Here is an 18,639-nt window from a genome sequence, read left to right as displayed (position 1 = left end):
GACTCCTTTTATCCTTTAAGCCGCTGCTTGCGAAGCGTAAACAGCTCGCGAAGCTCATCTGTGGACATTTCAGTTATCCAATTCTCCGATTGTCCAACAACCTGGTCGTTGAGCATTTGCTTGCGTGTAATCATATCGTCAATTCTTTCTTCAAGCGTACCCAGCGTCACATACTTGTGTACCTGAACATTCCTTGTCTGTCCGATCCGGAAAGCCCGGTCGGTTGCTTGATTCTCAACCGCAGGATTCCACCAGCGGTCAAAGTGAATGACATGGTTCGCTGCAGTGAGATTGAGTCCCGTACCGCCTGCTTTAAGAGACAGAACAAATGCGCAGCCTGGAAGCTTCTCATCTTGGAATTCCTCAATCATTTTATCCCGAGCTGCCTTTGGTACTCCGCCGTACAAGAAAGGTGTTGGCAGACCAATACGCTCCTCCAACAACCGCTTAAGGGTCATGCCCATCTCCACATATTGCGTGAAGATCAAGCATCTCTCCCCTTCCGCCGCAATCTCCTCTACCATCTCAAGCACTCGAAGAACCTTGTTGGAACGCTCGGGATCCCAAGCCGACCGGGTAGTTAGAATGTCCTCCTTGAGCAGCAGGCTCGGATGGTTGCATACCTGCTTCAGCCTTGTGAGCGCCGACAAAATAAGGCCCCTACGCTGCAATCCGTCAGCCGATTCCAAATTTTGAAGCAGATCCGAGACAATATTCTCATATAGCGTGCCCTGCTCCACAGTCAGAGATAAGTAGGTACGTGTCTCATTCTTCTCCGGAAGAGAAAGCTGAATAGCCGGATCCTTCTTCACGCGCCGCAGCATGAATGGTTTAACCCAGCGCTGCAGCTCGGTGATTAGAGCCTCATCACGTTCCCGTTCAATAGGCAGTACAACTGCCTTACGGAATTCACCTAAGCTGCCTAGATAACCTGGATTCGTGAAGTCATAGAGCGACCAAAGCTCAGTCAATCGATTCTCCATCGGCGTTCCTGTTAGAGCAATCCGATGATTGGAGGGCAGTCCGCGTATGGCAGCAGATTGCTTGGTATAATAGTTTTTAATATTTTGCGCCTCATCCAAACAGAAGACATCCCATTGTATTGAGGAAAGCTCTTCCTCATCGAGAGGAGCGAGTGCATAAGAAGTAATAACGAGATCAACCTCCGCTGCCGCTGCTGTAAACTCCTCACCTCTTGCACGACGGGGTCCATAATGAACGAGAACACGAAGTGTTGGTGCGAAGCGCTCCAGTTCCTTCTCCCAGTTCCCAATAACGGAGGTCGGGCAGATTAATAACGAAGGACCCTTAACGCCTGTCTCCAGCACATGCTGCAGATAAGCCGTAAATTGAATTGTTTTGCCAAGACCCATGTCATCCGCTAGGCAGCCGCCAAGTCCAAACTTCCGCAGGAAGGCAAGCCACGATACCCCTTGCAGCTGATAATGACGAAGCTCTCCTTGAAAGGCAGCAGGCTTCTCCACTAGCGGAAGCTCAGAGGATTCATTTAGCTTGCTGATCCAAGCTGTCAAATGCTCATTGAGCTCAACCTCAGCCGTTAATGTATCGTCTTCATCTTGGCGCTCTGGCCCCAGTTCCGTCGTTCCACGAAGATGCATTTCCATGACATCGCGCATCGTTAAACTGCTTTTCCCGCCATTTTTCTTCAGCCATTTACGCAAGCGTTCAACATCATCCGGGTCCAGATGAACCCATTCGCCGCCAATTTGCATGAGACGTCGATTCTCATCAGCCAGCCTCATGAATTCGGCTTCACTCATGTCAACATTCCCAACAGCAAGCTTCCAGTCAAAATCAACAATCTGCTGCAGCCCGAACATAGACTGCTCAGAGGAACCTACTGACGATTTAACCTTCGCCTTCAGACGAAGCTTGCGGCTGCGAACAGCTTCCCACCAGCTCGGCAGCAGTACCGAAGAACCGGCAGCAAGCAGCTTAACGCTTGCACGCTCCAAGAAATCCCATGCTTCACTATCCGATAATTCGGTCTTGATCAAGGTACCTGCTGTTTGTTCACTATTTGATCCTTCACCGATTTCCTCAGATGATGCTGGAGCAGATTCAATCCATTCCGGCAGCGCAGAAGCCCATTTAAATTCTTCCTTGCGCATGCGTTCCTCGAAGAAAGGGATCCATTCCTCAGGTGCATCAGGGTGAAGCTCAAAGCGAAGAGGCGCATCTTGTGACGAAAAGTCTTCAAACTCTTCTTGTATGCTTCTACTAGCCGCAGGCTCTAAAGTTACCCAGCGTCCACCTTCAGCACGGTCCTGAAGAGCAGGACGGAGCCTCCACCCGTACTCATCATTAGGTTCGAGAAGCTGAAGCGCCGTTCGAAATGGCATATTATCCTGCTTCAGACCAATCGACACGAGCCAGTCGTCTTCATCGGTCGCCTTCATCACGATCGCACCTTCACCCGAAGCCGATACAGCAGCACGCCAAACGGCGGCTACCTTCTCATCTGTGGCGATCAGTTCTTCAACGATTTCACTAAGCCACCGTCTCAAGGCTTCAAGATCGCCCTGTTCTTCTATCAGAGGGACAATCCGTTTCCATTCCTTCCAAACATCCAGCTCCGAAGCCGGTATTTCCAGCTTCCATGCTCTCTTATCCGCCGTCCAGCCTGACCAATCAGGCGCATACCAGCCTTTAAGCAGTGACTGTCTCAGCAGCTTTGCCAATTCATGCAGCTGCATCGCGCGTGTTGTCCATTCGGTCTGAAGCAGCCGTACAGACTCCGGCGAAGCCAGATAATCCATCGCATGCAGAGGTGTCATAATCATCTCAGTGATCTTAAGCCGTTCATCGACACGCTCTTCGACCTCAGAACCATACCATGAAGCTTCATGCCATGCGAATAGCAGCTGGCGCAGCCGAAGCGTTAAACCGGCGGCATGACGTACGGCAATGATAATACCCTCGCCATCTTTCCAATACCCGTCTATCGTGATAATCTCAGCGCCTGTGTAGCCTCTCATGTAATGATTTTTCCCCTCCAGAGCTCTTCCTGCAGCGCACGCAGACGTTGGTGTTTACGCACGACGCCATCTACATATCGGCTCCATTTGTCCTGCTGCTTCTCCGCTTTATATAAACGTTCCAGCTTTTTCATTAGTTTAACCGCTTGCTTATAGCCTTGACGGTTACGCATACGAATCGATCCTTCAATAGCTTGGTGATAGAGTGGGTATAACACTTGAGGTGCATCCTTGGCAATCTCTCGCACCACTTGAATATCCATCTCATCAGGCTCAATGCCAAGCAATAGCTGCAGATCGGCCCAATGCTCATATTTCCGCCGCTCCAGCCAATGCTCCGTTAAGGCCGAATAGGAAAATGGCAGAAATGAAATCAGATACTGCTGCCAAGCCGGATTATCCGGCTGCTGCACATCAGCAACTCGGCACATCGATAAAAAAGGACCGAAGGCACGTGATTTACGTTCAATGGTGAGACCTTCATATAAATAAGTAATCCAGCCTTCCAGCTTCATGAAGTCACGTTCTTCTAAACGCTGCATGGCACAATCGCTCGCAAGCAGCGCTGTGCGGTTGAAGGCTGTTTTCCTCAATAATGCAATCGCCTGTTCATCACGATCTTCTGCGAAAGCGAGATAAGCAAGTGCCATCGGATAAAAGAAATGAGGATGCCCCTTCTGATTAGCCGACTTCAGCTTATGATTCAGCCATTCTTCTTCCTTTTCTCGCCATTCCTTGTGACTGATAAGCTTTCCCCATAGGGAGAAATAAAGGGTTTCCCAGCGATGAAGCTGCTGCTCTCTATCCATATCTCGTTCATGAAAGATCGTTACGAGACCCTCAACGGCTTCCTTCTCCGTCTTAGACATCTTATCCGACTCAAGCTCAGCAGCCAGCTCATGATAATGATTCACCCAAGGCTCTGTCATACGGGCAAAAGCCATTTCGTAATAATAGCGGCTATAGCTATCCGTTGAAGAATACGCTCGTTCTGCTTGATCAATGACGAACAGAATCGCATGCATCCAATGGAGACGGCGCAATCCCTCGTCCCACGCTTTAGATAACCCTTTAAGTGCCGACAAGACTGCCTGCAGCGGGTGCAGCGAATGTCGACACTGCCGCCAAGCTTCACCATGCAGCCTCTCCATCTCATCCAGCCATCCAGCGGATGAAATCGATACTTCGTCTTGCGTTCCGGATCTCAGCTTAGATGGAGCATTCTCCATGGAAACCCGGTCTATTTGAACCAATTCGCCACCATACAGCAAGCGGTTATGCACTTCATCCGGACTTTCGCCCGCATAAGCACAATAAGAATAAAAAACGGCGGCCATATGTTTGCAATATCCATTATAAGCACAAGTACATGTACTAAAGCTAAAATCATCTGTGTCTAGTGTTACGGCATAAATCTCGGTTTCGCGCACCGTTCCATAGATGGCCGTACCATCCATGACTTGAACAGAGAGCACCTTTTCACGGCGGTAGTAATCCCAACCACGCTCAAGCATTGGCAAAGGCATGCTGCTTGCAAGCTTTTCCTCAAGCCCACGAAGCCGCTCCTCATCCAGTTGAAAAAATGTGCTCATTCGCGCGTCCTCCGTTCATTTTTCTGCATTCCATCTATTATACCACAAGCGTAAACGGTTTCGACGAGTATTAGACCTGCCCTCCTTAAATTGTAGCCGTGAGCGAGGAAAAAAATGCTCTCCTCTCGAATGATGCATTCGAATGGAGAGCATTGTTATCCATTTGTATTCGTAGATGTGAATCGGTCAGTCTGGAATTTTCACAATAAATGTAATCATTCCTGGCTCATTCAACCCCATGCGAATCATTCCTTTATACTGATCAACGATCGACTTAACAATCGATAGCCCAAGACCGGAGTGCGTCCCATCCTTCGAAGAATAACCAAATTCAAACAGCGGCTTTCCTTCCAAGGCCTCCGGATTCTTGCATCTATTGCTGATAACAAACTCCAAGTACCCTGGTCTTTGTCCAATAATGAGTCGGATTTTACGATCATCTTCGGGGTAATTCAAGACTTCATCAAAAGCATTATCGATTAAATTCCCCAATATTCTAGTCATATCGAGTGACTTAACGCCAAGCTCCATGTTATTCATGTCGCTGATTCTTGTGTCCAGATCGACTTTCAGTAATTCCGCTTGTGAAATTTTGGAGCGTACCAAGGCAGCGATTGCTGGATTGCCAATATTAATGATGTCATTCATCTGGCGAATCTCACCGGTTAATTCGGAAGCATACGATTTGAGCTCCGTGAACTTATTCAGCTCTGCAAGCGAATGTATCGTTTGTACATGGTTCATGAAGTCATGTCGCTGCGCTCGAATAGATTGGAATAGCTGATTAATTTCCTCAACATAAGTCTGCTGCGCTTTGGATACGAGCTTATCCTTGGATTTGCGATAACTGCTTATTGTCCAATAGATAAAGATAAAGCTGAGCAGTGTAACGATTGCGACAATAATCCCAATGGTAATAAACTGCTTGTCTAGCTTTTCCTGAATACCCTTATAATCAGCCACAAGTGTCAGGACATAACGATTAATGGGATCTCCATTCTCATCGAGCATACTGGCAACTTTATCGACTGAGACGGGAATATAAAGTTTAAGCACATGCTTATCATTTATTTGTGTATTTAACCAGATGTATTTGTTTGACTGGCTAGCAAGCTCCACATTTGCAATATCCTGCTTATTTTTATACTCGTTGGATCCGCTAATAATTGGATTTTGAGTAATATGATTCACCTTTTTACCAGTAATGCTGGTCGTTGTTATAGGCCCCTTCGCGAACGTTGTTGGGTTCAGAACAGCTATTTCTAGCAAGGTGCTATTTTCCTTAATCGACTTCGAGATCAACTGGTTAACACCAGTAGCTTGATCATAATCAAGCTGTCTGCCCTCATAGCTGATATAAGGGTCTAGAATATAATTCGTTGTTCCATCGTAGTAATAGCCCCACTTGTATATTGAATCATTCTTAGTAGCCGTCGAGAATTCGAAGGGACCTGTCCAGAAGTTTGTAAGGGATTGTCCCCATTTCACGGTTACTTCCTTATTGTCAAAGAGTTGGGTGAAGGCCTGATACCAAGGCTTCCAACTGCTCGTAGGATAATCTTTACCTTGCTCAGGGTCCGATGATTTAGAGAGTACGATATCATTCTTGGTCCGTTTCAACAAGGTGATATCATAGAGATCCAGCTTTTTTTTCAGCTCCACGAGCTGCGTATTCGTCACCTTCTCGAGGTCCGGGTTAAGTGCATACTGCGCTGCAATGGATGCTGCACGAAGCTCGCGCCCAATCTGCTCTTGATACTTTTCCGAGCCATGTCTTGATAGTTCAATGGAAATTTGAATTTGCTTGGCGACCGATTCCAGTTCATGCCGAAGACTGCTCTCTAACGAGCTTTTGGTTGTGAAATAATAGATCGTGTTGTTCACACCTAATAAAGCGGCTATCAAAATAATAGCTAGTAACCAGACATTACGACGCATACAAAATGACTCCCCGCTCATGTTTCCTGTTGTTAGTTTGTAGGTTGTTGTAACTTTCACAAGTATGAACGATTTCAAAGGTAAGAACAATGATAGAATTGAACAATTTTGGAAAAGATAGCATAAGAAAAACCGCCTTATTCCAAGGCGGTTTGGTTAAGATTTTATGCGGTTACTCCAAGCAAGGAATGCCCATTTTCGCTCCTGACGTTTCTTGTATCGTGGCAGCGAGCGATACATATTGCCGCATTCTACAAGAGATTGCTTCGCATCTTCGCTGCGGCCAAGCTGCATATATAGTTTCGATAAGCGATAATAGGCTTCGCATGATGAAGATTGAATCGTTCGAAAAGACTGTAAATGCTTAATCGCTTGCTCCGGATCTGTCTTGGCATGTAAAGCAGCCAATCGTAGATAAGGACTGCCATATTTAACTCTCGGATTAATGGACAAAGCATTGTGTGTGGCCGCCTCCGAAGCTTGCGTCTCACCCAAAGGTGCTAAGCATGCCGCAAGATCATCCCAATACTCTGCTGAGTGATCAAGTGAATCCTGCAGCGGCATCAGCCATTCCTTTGCTTCCTTATAACGTTTGCGCTCTATGAGCAAACGAGCTAGCTCATGCTTCGCTGGAATATCGTTCGGATTCATATACACCTGCTGACGAAGGCGTCGAATCAAACCAAAACGACGAAGCGGCTTTACAATACTCGGCGTAATGCCCAGAAACCGTCGATCAAGTAAATAGAAGACGACGACTAGAACGATAATTGCCAGAAAAGGATTACCGAGCAATCGCCATAGTAAGAAAAAAGCTAAAACCTTAATCATAGTACCTCCTGCCGCAGCGTAAGCTGCTCTTCTCCAAATACTTTCATATACCTTCAGATCGCCTCTTTGGAAATTCTTCCATTATTGTACACGATTCACTCACCAGAGAATAGATAAAATTTTGTTATTGCGTCGAGCTCCATCCGAGCCTTACACTGAAACAAATAGCACTTCTCTTGGAAGGTGACAACGATGATCGAACAACTACGTACAAATTTACCTCTTTGGGTGGAAGCAAGCCGCGTTCATGCGCGTGAGGGGCAGGTAGCAGCGTATATTCCTGAGCTCGCCAAAGCACCCCGTGATGCGTTAGGCATCTCAATTATGGGTCGAGACGGTACAACCCTCACTGCGGGGGATAACAGCCTCCTGTTCACGATGCAGAGTATTTCTAAAGTCTTCACTTTAATGCTGGCACTTAGTGATAATGGTGAGGAAGGCGTATTCGAGAAGGTTGGTATGGAGCCTACAGGTGATGATTTTAATTCGATGCTCAAGCTGGAGCTCGTAGAGCCAGGTAAACCGTTCAATCCACTCATTAATGCTGGAGCCATTGCTGTAACTTCGTTAATACACGGCGCCTCTCCTGCGGAAAAGTCGGAACGTGTTCTGCGTTACTTCCAAGATATCGCGGGCGGAGCTCCATTAACCTATAATGAGTCGGTTTTCCGTTCTGAATCGGCAACCGCTCATCGGAATCGGTCTTTGGCTTATTTCCTTAAAGATAATGAAGTACTCGGCGAAGAAATTGATGTAGAAGATGTATTAAGTGTATATTTCCAGCATTGCTCTATTGAGATCAATGTGGAGCAGCTTTCGCGCATGGCGCTCGTTCTTGCTTTTGATGGGACGGACCCGATAACAGAACGCGAGCTAATTCCACGCCGTTACGTGCAGATTGCCAAGACATTCATGATGATGTGCGGGATGTATAACGCTTCAGGAGAGTTCGCTATTCGTGCCGGAATACCGGCCAAGAGCGGCGTCTCTGGAGGTATTCTTGCTGTTGTACCCGGCCAATTCGGCATCGCTGTAGTTGGTCCTGCACTAGGTGCAAAGGGCAACAGCACAGCTGGCGTTCACCTGCTGGAGACCCTATCAACAGCAATGGATTGGAGCATCCTATAGCATATAACAAAAACCGCTAACCACTTGCCTAGAAGGCTGCTGGTTAGCGGTTTTTACGTTAGAGCGGTTTTTGCATTCGATCCAAGAAAGAAAGATTAACCGATATGCATCATCATTTCAGGCTGCTTCGTTTCTTCTTCACCGGCTTTTCGAGCGGGCTTACTAAGCATAAGTCCAAGAATCGCGCCGAATACGGCAATGAACGTCAGAACAAGGAACGTATCCCCGAATGACATCGACCATATTTCAAAGGTTGGCGGTTTCTCTGGTGTCGGGTTATTAATAACCATTCTTTTTGCCAGAATTGTAGCAAGACCCGCAACTGCGAACGAAGTCATGACTTGCTGCGCAGCATTCGTAAGTGAAGTGACACGGCTAACGAGATCCCTTGGAGCTGCCTGCATCAGATGCGTATTAAGCGGCATCATGGAAAGCCCCATACCAGCACCAAGAAGGGCAAGCGGGATCATGATTGTGGATAGTCCAGAATTAGCATCTACGGTGGAAAGGATGAAGGCAGCTGCCGTAACAAGAAGCATACCGATCAGCACGAGCGGACGTGCACCGATTTTATCATACAGCTTACCGCCGATTGGCATGAACACACCTGCTGCTATTGCCTGCGGCAGCATTATAAGTCCGGTATCAAATGCGCTATATCCCTTCGCTTGCTGAAGGAAAAGCGGAACAAGGAACATCGTGCCAAATAAAGCGATTTGGGAAATCCACTGCACGATAATCCCACGGGTGAATCCGCCGGAGCGGAACACGCGCAGCTCCAGAAGAGGTGATTTATGTCTAAGCTCAGCAATGATGAACAAGATAAGCGCAGCTGCACCAACTGTAATTCCGATGATTGTTTTGGATGCCGTCCAGCTTACTGCGCCTTCACTAACGCCGTAAGAAAGACCGGCAAAAGCAATGGGAGCTAATATAAAACCAAACCTATCCAGTGCAGCAACCGCTTGTTTCTCAACCTTCGGAAGCGTGCGGATAGCCAAAATAGTACCTACGATACCGATTGGAATGTTGATCAGGAACAACCACTTCCAGCTCGCATAATCAACGAGCCATCCAGCAAGAACCGGTCCAAGAGCAGGAGCCAGAAGGATCGGGATCCCCATCATCCCCATAACTGCTCCAACCTTCTCAGGAGGACTCAGACGGAATGTGAAGGCCATTGCAATCGGCATGACCATACCGCCGCCAAGACCTTGCAGAATGCGGAAAATAATAAGCATTTCTACCGAGGAAGAGAATGCGCAGAGCAGCGATCCAATGGTAAACAAAATAACGGAAATAATGAAGACCTGCTTGGCACCGAAACGATCAGATAACCAGCCTGCTAGCGGGATAACCGCCGCCTGAGCTAGCGCATAACCCGTAACGGTCCATTGGACGACCTGATACGTCGTGTTAAATTCTTTCAACAAGCCTGGAATCGCTACGTTCACAGCCGTCCCGTCTAGAACAACCATGAAAATACCGACGATAATTGCAGCAAGCGGCGCCAAAATATTCTTAATCGAGAATGGCACTTCATGGCTTGCAGCTGATGTTGCTTTTGCTGACATATTCGATCCTCCTACCCTATTAGGCCATGTTGATCCTCGTGAGCTTCTTTACCGGTTAACATTGACCCCTATTCATTACGGGAGTACAATGAAGACGTTCGGAGCAGCTCTTGAATCACTGGCTCTTGTACTAAGTGGACAATTGTCCGTTTTTTATAAGCTTAACGAACTGCCACTTCAATGTCAATTGTTTTGTAATAGGAGGCCTTTATCATGCTGCAGCGCACTGAACGTAAAGATGCCGCCAAGCATCGTGAGCTTATTTTGAAAACAGCCACTCAATTGTTCGATACTCAGGGTGTAGATAGTGTCAGTATGCACCAAATTGCCAAGACAGCAGGAATCGGGCAAGGTACACTCTATCGCCGATACGCTTGTAAGGCAGACCTTTGTATTGAACTGCTTATGGACAGCTTTCAACAGTTTATTGATGACAACAACCAATATTTATCCGATGCGGCACTGATCCCAGTTCGTGAAAGATTGGATACCTTTCTTACCAAATGGATCGATTATATAGCAGGCAATATTCAGTGGTTGAATGCCATCAGGCCAAGTTCCATCTGTTCGGAGGACCACATAAAGATTTATCGTTCTCCCGCCTTCACTTATGTGACCGATACGATCAAAGGATTGCTCGATGAAGCGGTTAGTCAGAAGAATACGCTCCCGTTAAATACGGCCTTCGCAGCGTTTAATATCGCATCATCATTATGTCCGGAAGCTTTCCTCTTCCTGCACAATGACAAATCCTTGTCTCCAGAGCAGATTAAAGAACATTTCTCAAACTTTTATGTAAACCTTTTGTTTAGACAACCCTAATCTTGCTGCGTTTCTTCATTTAGTAGAACAGCATCAGGCAGAGAGGCAAGTTATGCTTTTTGCTTTTTGCTTTTTGACCCATAAAAAAGGACGTCTTCCGAAGCTCGCATGCTGCGAACGTAAGGAGGCGCAGTGTAACCTCCCTCGTTTAGCAAAACTCTTATGCATTGTCGATAATAGCAAAAAGGCACAAATACAGTCGATTGGAGCATCGCTGTGTTTGTGCCTTTTTAATTAAAGGTGTCTTATTTCAATGTCGCTTTATTCCAATCGCTAAGGAACTTCTCAATACCGATATCAGTTAATGGATGTTTCCACAACACCGGAAGCAGAGAACCTGGGATCGTCGCGATGTGCGCGCCAGCAAGTGCAGCTTTCTCTACATGTCCGATATGCCGGATACTTGCTGAGATTATCTCTGTCGTGAATCCGTAGTTATCAAGGATCGTCTTCAGATCACGTACCAGCTGCATACCATCTGTTCCAATATCATCTAAACGTCCGATGAAAGGACTGATGAACGTAGCGCCTGCTTTTGCAGCCATCAAGCCTTGTGCCGCTGAGAAGATCAGTGTCACGTTCGTTTTGATTCCTTTATGGAACAGCTCGTTACAAGCGTACAATCCATCCTCTGTCATAGGAAGCTTAATGACGATATTTGGTGCCCATTGTGCGATTTCATAAGCTTCCTTCAGCATATCTTCAGCTTTTGTTCCGATAACCTCGGCACTAACAGGACCATCTACAATACTGCAAATTTCTTGAATGACTTCTTTGAAAATACGTCCTTCTTTGGCGATAAGGGATGGATTCGTTGTAATCCCATCTACAAGTCCAAGTCGTGCAATACGTTTTATTTCTTCTACATTAGCTGTATCGAGAAAAAATTTCATTTTCTTCACCCCTACATTTTTTTGTGTTTAACAAACGTTCATCCCTAATCTTTACCTTTTAATGAAATTCGAAGCATGGTATGTAGAAACATGGTGCATAGAAGCCCGCTGCGCGGACGGATCATTCTTACGATCGCTGTTGTCTCCCTATTTCTTTTGATTCTATCCCTTAGGGGTAGAAATACGGAGACAAAGGCGAACGCTATCGCTTCTTCAGAACGATTCCGTCCGCTTCGCTAGGTACTTCGTGTTGTAAGTGCTTATATGGTTTAGAGCCCCTCAAATTGTGTATTCTTTAAGTAAACCTCTTCATAAGACCTCTATCTAATGCTTCAGATCTCCCAGTATAGGCTTGTTAGGTAGATAGTGTAGGGATTTGATGTAACGAATAGTTCGTGTCTTAGCCCGCATGACGATGGAATGCGTCTCAGCTCGTTGGTCAGGAAGCATACGGACTCCACCAAGGAACTCCCCGGGTGTAACACCCGTTGCAGCGAAAATCACGTCACCGGTCCCAATCATATCCTCCATCCGCAGCAGCTTGCGAGGATCAGCAAGTCCCATACTAATGCAGCGCTGGATTTGTTCCTCATCCTCCGGCATCAACCTGCCTTGAATCTCTCCTCCTAGGCATTTGAGCGCTGCCGCTGCAAGTACACCTTCCGGCGCGCCTCCTGATCCAAGATATAGATCAATTCCCGTCTCTGCAAAAGCTGGTGCAATCGCTCCTGCTACATCACCATCGGACAGAAACTTGATACGGACACCGACTTCTCGGAGTGTCCTAATAATCGACTCATGCCTTTCTCGATCAAGGATCATAACGGTTAGCTCAGATACCTGCTTACTGAGCGCGAGCGCAGCTTTCTCAACGGTCGTCCGAATCGGATCATACAAGCTAAGCTTCCCTACCAGAGATGGTCCAACTGCGAGCTTCTCCATATACATATCCGGCGCATGCAGCAAGTGGCCTTTCGGTGCAACAGCGATAACCGCTAGTGCATTATTCAGTCCTCTGGCTACAAGTTCTGTACCTTCAAGCGGATCGACAGCAACATCGACCTCTGGGCCTTGCATACTACCTACCTGTTCACCTATAAACAGCATTGGTGCTTCATCCATCTCGCCTTCGCCAATAACGACAGTTCCGCGGACCGAGACAGAATCCAGCATCCCCCTCATAGCGTTCGTAGCTGCTTCATCGGCGTGATGCTTATCCCCTCTACCCATCCACGGTGCAGCAGCCAAAGCAGCGAGCTCAGTTACCCTAACAATCTCAAGAGCTAATTCTCGTTCCATTTCGCCACCCCTTAAAGTTATTGCGAGGCTCTGCCAGACAGTTCCATTAAATTATGGAACGGACTAGCAAAAACTCGCTTCGTAAGCATACGCTTAAGTTTATTGCGAGGCTCTGCCAGTCAGTTCCATTGAAATATGGAACGGACTAGCAAAAACTCGCTTCGAAAGCATATGCTTAAGTTTTGTATATGATTAAAATTCCTGAAACCATTGCATAATAATACCTGCAGTCTCCTCGATTGCTTTTTCCGTGACATCAATAACAGGACAGCGCAATGCTTTCATTATTGAATCTGCATATTCGAACTCTGCTTCAATACGCTCCGTGGATGCATATTGAGCGGAGAAGGGCAGCCCCATTGCTTTCAGTCGTTCCGTCCGAATACCGGAGAGCTGCTCCGGTTTCATCGTCAGACCGACAATCAACTGTTTTCCACCGCTTTTCAGCTCGGCTGGCACCTTCACCTCCGGCACAAGCGGTAAATTAGCGACGCGTATCCCTTTGTGGGCCAAATAAATGCTAAGTGGTGTCTTCGAGGTGCGTGATACACCGATCAAGACAACCTGCGCAAGGGGCAAGCCACGCGTATCCTTGCCATCGTCATACTTGACTGCGAATTCAACTGCTTCTATGCGGCGAAAATAATCCTCATCAAGTGTGTGTAATAGTCCTGGCGTTCGCTTAGGAGAATCATTAAAGGTATCGATAAACGCCTGAAGCATCGGACCGAGCACATCAACCGCACGAACACCTTTACGTAACGCTTCTTCCTTCATCGTCTCCCTAAGTTCTGGCTGAACCAGTGTATAGGCGATGAAGCCACCGTTAGCAACGGCCTCATCAACGATTTGAACGACCTCATCCTCCGTCTTAAGATGACTGAATCGTTTAAGCTTCACCTGTTTAAAAGCAAACTGACGCATCGTCGCCTTAGCCACTGCTTCAGCCGTCTCCCCGACCGCATCCGAACATATGAAAATATAATGCGGCTGGTTCTCCAGCTCCTCCTGTGTCTGCATCTTCTATAGCTCCCTTATTCCGTCATCCAGCGGAGGATATTCGTTTTGCTAATCCAACCTATTACTTCCACTTGCTGCTTTCGCAAATCCGTTACAACGGGAAGACCATCCAGCTCTTGGACGAGCATCTTATTTACGGCTTCTAATAAAGGCTGTTCCGCACGAACGGCGACAACGGCGGGCAATCTATTCATCGCCATGCTGACAGGTATCGCTGCTGCATTAGAATGACCTAGCGTCACCTTAAGTAAATCTTTGGGCGTTACGACGCCGACAAAATGCTGATTATCATCAACTACTGTGAGCGCCTCCGCATTTCCCATGAATAGAGAAATGACAGCATCATGAACGGACAGAGTCTCTGAGACATTCACCGGCATACCTTGTACATCTTTTACCTTGGCACCCTCCCAACGCTTGAGCACCGAATCCTTGCTATTCTCAGCATCTCCCAGAAAATAACCGACCTTCGGCTTCGCTTCTAGGAGTCTAAGCATAACAAGCAGAGAAAGATCCGCTCGAAGTGTAGACTTGCCAATCCCTATCATCTCAGAAAGTTGATCACCCGTTATCGGAGCGTGCGTTTTCACTAACTTCAATATTTCGCGTTGTCTTGCAGACAATGTAATGAAAATCACTCCCTTGACATCAAAATCGCATTAAAGCAACTCATTCGATATTTATGATGTCTTATTCAATAATTAATGTATCATATTTATTTTATAATACACAACATTTAATTTATTTGGATACTAAAAGGAAAAAGTTGATTCAGCAAGCGAATCAACTTTTATAGTAGGAACAGCTTGCAGAGAAAGGCCCACCATCAACAAATAGGACTTTGAGCCATCAGGTAACATTAACGTGAAGGATAAATCGTCCTGCCTACTCCTTTACGCTCCCAAGTACGATTCCTTTCATAAAAAACCTCTGTAGAAACGGATATACCAGTAAAATTGGCAGCGCGCCTAGGAAAATCTGTGCAGCTTTGGCTGTCCGGTCACTAACCTCCGCAAGGGCTTTCATATCCGCTGAAGATACAAGACTGAGATCGCGATTAATAACAACGGTTTGCAAATAGCTTTGCAAAGGATAATGCTTCGGTGAATCCATGAATATTAATCCATCGAACCAGGAGTTCCAATGGCCAACCGTGGCAAACAGCGTAATGGTTGCTAGAGCTGGCGCTGACAGCGGTACGATGACCCTCCAAAGCGTAGTCCAATGTCCCGCACCATCTATAAAAGCCGCCTCTTCCAGCTCTTTGGGCAGCCCGCGGAAGAAATTAAGCAGCAGCACCACGTTAAACACTGGGACAGCAGAGGGAAGGACCATCGCCCAGATCGTATCTCTGATTGCCGTGTAGCTCACCATCATGTAGAGCGGAATGAGACCCCCTTGAAAGAGAATAGTAACAACAAAAATCCATACATAAGCGGTGCGGTAGGGAAATTTGCTGACTTCCTTAGATAAAGGATAGGCAATAAGAATCGTCAAGAGCATATTGACAGTGACCCCGATAGCAACTCGCTGCAGTGACACTCCAATAGACTTCAGAAAGGCGGGTTTTGCCAAAACAAAATCATAGGAGCTCATCGTAAATCCCACCGGCCAAAGCTTGACCAATCCCGCAGTAGCCGCCGAGCTTGAGCTGAACGAAACGGCTAAGACGTGAATCAGAGGCAGCAAACATAAGATCGATAATACACTTAACAGCGTATAGTTGAAGCTTACAAATATTTTTCTTCCCAGCGTTGCATGTTCGACCATGTTTATCCCTCCTTCACGCTAGAAGATGCGGTAATTAGCCAAGCGATATGCCAGATAATAGGAAACCGAAATAAATACGAAAGATACAATTGATTTAAATAAGCCGACGGCGGTGGCTACACCGTATTGTGCATCGACAAGACCAATTCGATAGACGAATGTGTCAAGAATGTCACCGGATTCATAAACCTGCGGGCTATAGAGATTAAAAACCTGATCAAATCCTGCATTTAAAACGCTGCCCATACTTAACGTGAGTGTCAGCACAATAATCGGCAGCATCCCTGGCATTGTAATGTGCCAGGTCTGCTTCCAACGTCCCGCACCATCCACAATGGCCGCTTCGTATAAAGCAGGATTAATGCTCGTTAATGCTGCCAAATATACAATGGTATTAAACCCGAACTCTTTCCACACATCCGTTATGACAAGAACGGGCTTGAACCATGAATTGTCTCCCAAAAAGTAAATCGGTGAAATACCAAACCATCCAAGTAACTGGTTAAGGATCCCTGAAGAAGGGGACAGCACATCAATAAGAATGCCTCCAAGAATAATCCACGAGAGAAAATGGGGCAAATATACCAATGTCTGAATGCTCCGCTTAAAAACCTCCTTGCGGACCTCGTTTAATAGCAGCGCCACGATGATTGGGACAATAAATCCAATAACGATTTTCAAGAAAGCAATGATGACGGTATTCCATAACACACGCGAAGAATCCGGCAGCTCCAGCACATACCTGAAATTATCCAACCCCGCCCATTTGGAGTCGAAAACCCCTTTTGCCGGCATGAACTTCTGAAATGCAATGACAATGCCCAGCATTGGGCCATAACTGTACACGAGTACTAGAATGAGCCCCGGCAGCAGCATCAGATGCAGCGGCCAGTAGGGTGATTTCAATTTACTTAACATTCTGCTACCTCCTTACGGTTAACTCTTAACAAGAAAAGGAGGGAAGACTTCAAGCTATTGCTTCCCTCCAGTGCTCTTATTGCTTCCCTCCAATGCTCTTTCTTGTTTATTTGCTCGCGTACCAATCGTTTACTTCTTGTGTTATTTGGTCTCCGCCAAGCTTCTTCCAATCTTGCACAAATTTATCAAAGTTGCTGACAGGGTCGCCAAGGATGATCTTCGTGAACACTTCAAGCTCCATCTTCTGCAGTGTTGCGTCCTTTTCCACCATAGTAGCGGTTGGCGCACCGTAGAATTCATTTTGCAGGATCATATTGTTCGAAACGTAATCATTGATAACTTTGAAGGAACCATTCGTGCCGAATACTTGATCGTAAGCCCATCCAAGCTGGGTATCCTTCTCACCATTCTGGAAGGCCTGTATCTGTTTGAAGTTATCCTGCTCCTCTGGATTCAATTTGGACTTGTCACCGGATTCTACCGCTTCTTTGATGTGTAAGTGAATATCCAAGTTCTTGCGTGCAGGCCAAGCTTGGAACGGCGAATATTTGTGGCGCTCAATCCCGGCTTTAGTGAAATGGTCGGCGTATATGTCTGCCGTTGTCGTCTTGCCCCAGCCTGTTTCGACAAACAAGTTCATAATTTTCAGAAACGCTTCCGGATTCTTTGCTTTTTTCAGTACAGCATAATAGGTACCCACTGCAAGGTTAACGCGGGATTGGGCTGGTTTATCATCCACTGAAACGAGAGGATATGATTGCCACTGGGCATTCGCATCATTTTTCTTGTTATCTACAAGCGGCCACAGCGGATTCCACATCTGTCCATAATGCATGCCGGCTTTTCCAGATGCAGCAAGTTCCGCCTCTTTACCCCCATCTTTTACACCAAACTCCTTATCGATTTGCCCTTTCTTATACATCTCCTGCAGCTTCTCGAGTGCTGCTTTCATTTCCGGCAGAATACTGCCGAATACAAGCTTACCGGTGGAACTGTCTTTTACCCATTGACGCGGATAAGCATGATAGCCATTAAGGAATCCATCGATGGTCGCATAACCGCCATATAGGTCTTTGTTCAGTGAGAGACCGATCGTATCAGGTTTGCCATTTCCATCGGGATCCTTGGTCGTGAAGGCTTCCGAGATCGCCAATACGTCGTTCATCGTTTTTGGTTCTGGTAAGTTGAGCTTCTTCAGCCAATCGCTGCGAACCCATAGAAGCATGGAATTATCCATCGAGGAGGATGTGTTCGGAACAGCCATTAGTTTACCGTCGAAGGTTGACGATGCAAGCGCATTAGGTCCGTCCTGCTTCAGAATGTCCTTGAGGAAAGGAGAAGCATATTTCTCATATACATCGCTCAAATCCATAAGCATATCGGCATCAACCAACTGCTTCAGCTGCTTAGCGTTCACCGAAATGAAGTCAGGAAGATCTCCAGAGGCGATGGACACATTCATCTTCTGCTCACCTTGACCGCCTGGACTATCTCCGCTTACGACCCAATTATTCTTCACTTTAATACCCAACTTGTCGGCTATTGAGCGTGTCCACACATTGTTGTCGATATCTTCGCCGGAATCATACTTGTACGTATCGTTGACGATACGCGCCGTTGTAATTTCAATCGGAGGGTCATACTTGCCAAGTGGATCTAACACTGCTGTATCTTCAGATTTATTCCCATTCGTATCGGATTTCGTGTTGGTAGAACTCTCTTTTCCGCCGTCCGAACTCTCTTTTCCACCATTAGTGTCTTTTGTATTATCTCCCGAGCTTGAGCAAGCGCTTAGAAAACACATAATCATAACCAGCAATACTGCGACCCACGTCCTGCTTCTTTGCTGTTTCAT

At 46.6% G+C, this 18,639-nt stretch carries 14 protein-coding genes; 2 read left to right on the top strand and 12 right to left on the bottom strand.

Annotated elements, in window-relative coordinates; all coding sequences use genetic code 11:
- Window positions 1–8: 8 nt before the first annotated feature.
- From EKN16_RS00370 to EKN16_RS00355, 4 genes are all read right to left on the bottom strand, one after another.
- The gene (locus EKN16_RS00370; RefSeq protein ID WP_125653192.1) at window positions 9–2,999 is read right to left on the bottom strand and encodes a DEAD/DEAH box helicase; all 2,991 of its coding nucleotides are present in this window, start codon (window positions 2,997–2,999) and stop codon (window positions 9–11) included.
- On the bottom strand, window positions 2,996–4,591 hold the full coding sequence (locus EKN16_RS00365; RefSeq protein WP_125653191.1) for an SWIM zinc finger family protein: 1,596 nt from the start codon (window positions 4,589–4,591) through the stop codon (window positions 2,996–2,998). The genes EKN16_RS00370 and EKN16_RS00365 overlap by 4 nt, the downstream gene beginning before the upstream one ends.
- 186 nt (window positions 4,592–4,777) lie before the next feature.
- Window positions 4,778–6,529 (bottom strand): sensor histidine kinase, encoded by a 1,752-nt coding sequence (locus EKN16_RS00360; protein WP_125653190.1) that lies wholly within the window; start codon window positions 6,527–6,529, stop codon window positions 4,778–4,780.
- A 156-nt stretch (window positions 6,530–6,685) separates the two neighbouring features.
- Window positions 6,686–7,360 (bottom strand): tetratricopeptide repeat protein, encoded by a 675-nt coding sequence (locus EKN16_RS00355; protein ID WP_125653189.1) that lies wholly within the window; start codon window positions 7,358–7,360, stop codon window positions 6,686–6,688.
- 192 nt (window positions 7,361–7,552) lie between these two features.
- Between EKN16_RS00355 and glsA the strand changes: the two genes are divergently transcribed.
- Entirely contained in the window at window positions 7,553–8,488 is a 936-nt protein-coding gene (glsA, locus tag EKN16_RS00350) for a glutaminase A (protein ID WP_125653188.1), read from the top strand.
- Window positions 8,489–8,583: 95 nt separating this feature from the next.
- On the opposite strand, the gene EKN16_RS00345 is transcribed toward glsA, so the two are convergent.
- The gene (locus EKN16_RS00345) at window positions 8,584–10,062 is read right to left on the bottom strand and encodes a DHA2 family efflux MFS transporter permease subunit (protein WP_125653187.1); all 1,479 of its coding nucleotides are present in this window, start codon (window positions 10,060–10,062) and stop codon (window positions 8,584–8,586) included.
- Window positions 10,063–10,275: 213 nt separating this feature from the next.
- Between EKN16_RS00345 and EKN16_RS00340 the strand changes: the two genes are divergently transcribed.
- Window positions 10,276–10,884 (top strand): TetR/AcrR family transcriptional regulator, encoded by a 609-nt coding sequence (locus EKN16_RS00340; protein ID WP_125653186.1) that lies wholly within the window; start codon window positions 10,276–10,278, stop codon window positions 10,882–10,884.
- A 245-nt stretch (window positions 10,885–11,129) separates the two neighbouring features.
- On the opposite strand, the gene fsa is transcribed toward EKN16_RS00340, so the two are convergent.
- The 7 genes from fsa to EKN16_RS00305 all read right to left on the bottom strand — a co-directional run bounded on the left by fsa (window position 11,130) and on the right by EKN16_RS00305 (window position 18,639).
- A complete protein-coding gene (gene fsa, locus EKN16_RS00335; protein WP_125653185.1) occupies window positions 11,130–11,777 on the bottom strand; it encodes a fructose-6-phosphate aldolase in 648 nt (215 codons plus the stop codon).
- Between the two features lie 324 nt (window positions 11,778–12,101).
- Complete coding sequence (gene glpX / locus EKN16_RS00330; RefSeq protein ID WP_125653184.1) at window positions 12,102–13,076, bottom strand: class II fructose-bisphosphatase; 975 nt, start codon at window positions 13,074–13,076, stop codon at window positions 12,102–12,104.
- A gap of 192 nt (window positions 13,077–13,268) precedes the next feature.
- Window positions 13,269–14,096, bottom strand: coding sequence for a pyruvate, water dikinase regulatory protein (locus tag EKN16_RS00325; protein ID WP_125653183.1), 828 nt, complete (start codon window positions 14,094–14,096; stop codon window positions 13,269–13,271).
- Window positions 14,097–14,110: 14 nt separating this feature from the next.
- A complete protein-coding gene (locus EKN16_RS00320; protein ID WP_232016138.1) occupies window positions 14,111–14,734 on the bottom strand; it encodes a CBS domain-containing protein in 624 nt (207 codons plus the stop codon).
- Between the two features lie 247 nt (window positions 14,735–14,981).
- A complete protein-coding gene (locus tag EKN16_RS00315; protein WP_125653182.1) occupies window positions 14,982–15,866 on the bottom strand; it encodes a carbohydrate ABC transporter permease in 885 nt (294 codons plus the stop codon).
- 18 nt (window positions 15,867–15,884) lie between these two features.
- Window positions 15,885–16,784 (bottom strand): ABC transporter permease, encoded by a 900-nt coding sequence (locus EKN16_RS00310; RefSeq protein WP_125653181.1) that lies wholly within the window; start codon window positions 16,782–16,784, stop codon window positions 15,885–15,887.
- Window positions 16,785–16,890: 106 nt separating this feature from the next.
- On the bottom strand, window positions 16,891–18,639 hold the full coding sequence (locus tag EKN16_RS00305; protein WP_164522611.1) for an extracellular solute-binding protein: 1,749 nt from the start codon (window positions 18,637–18,639) through the stop codon (window positions 16,891–16,893).

This window comes from Paenibacillus baekrokdamisoli, from assembly GCF_003945345.1.
GTDB lineage: Bacteria > Bacillota > Bacilli > Paenibacillales > Paenibacillaceae > Paenibacillus_Z > Paenibacillus_Z baekrokdamisoli.
The sequence above is the reverse complement of the archived record's forward strand: the minus strand, read 5'-3'. Positions and strand labels throughout refer to the sequence as shown.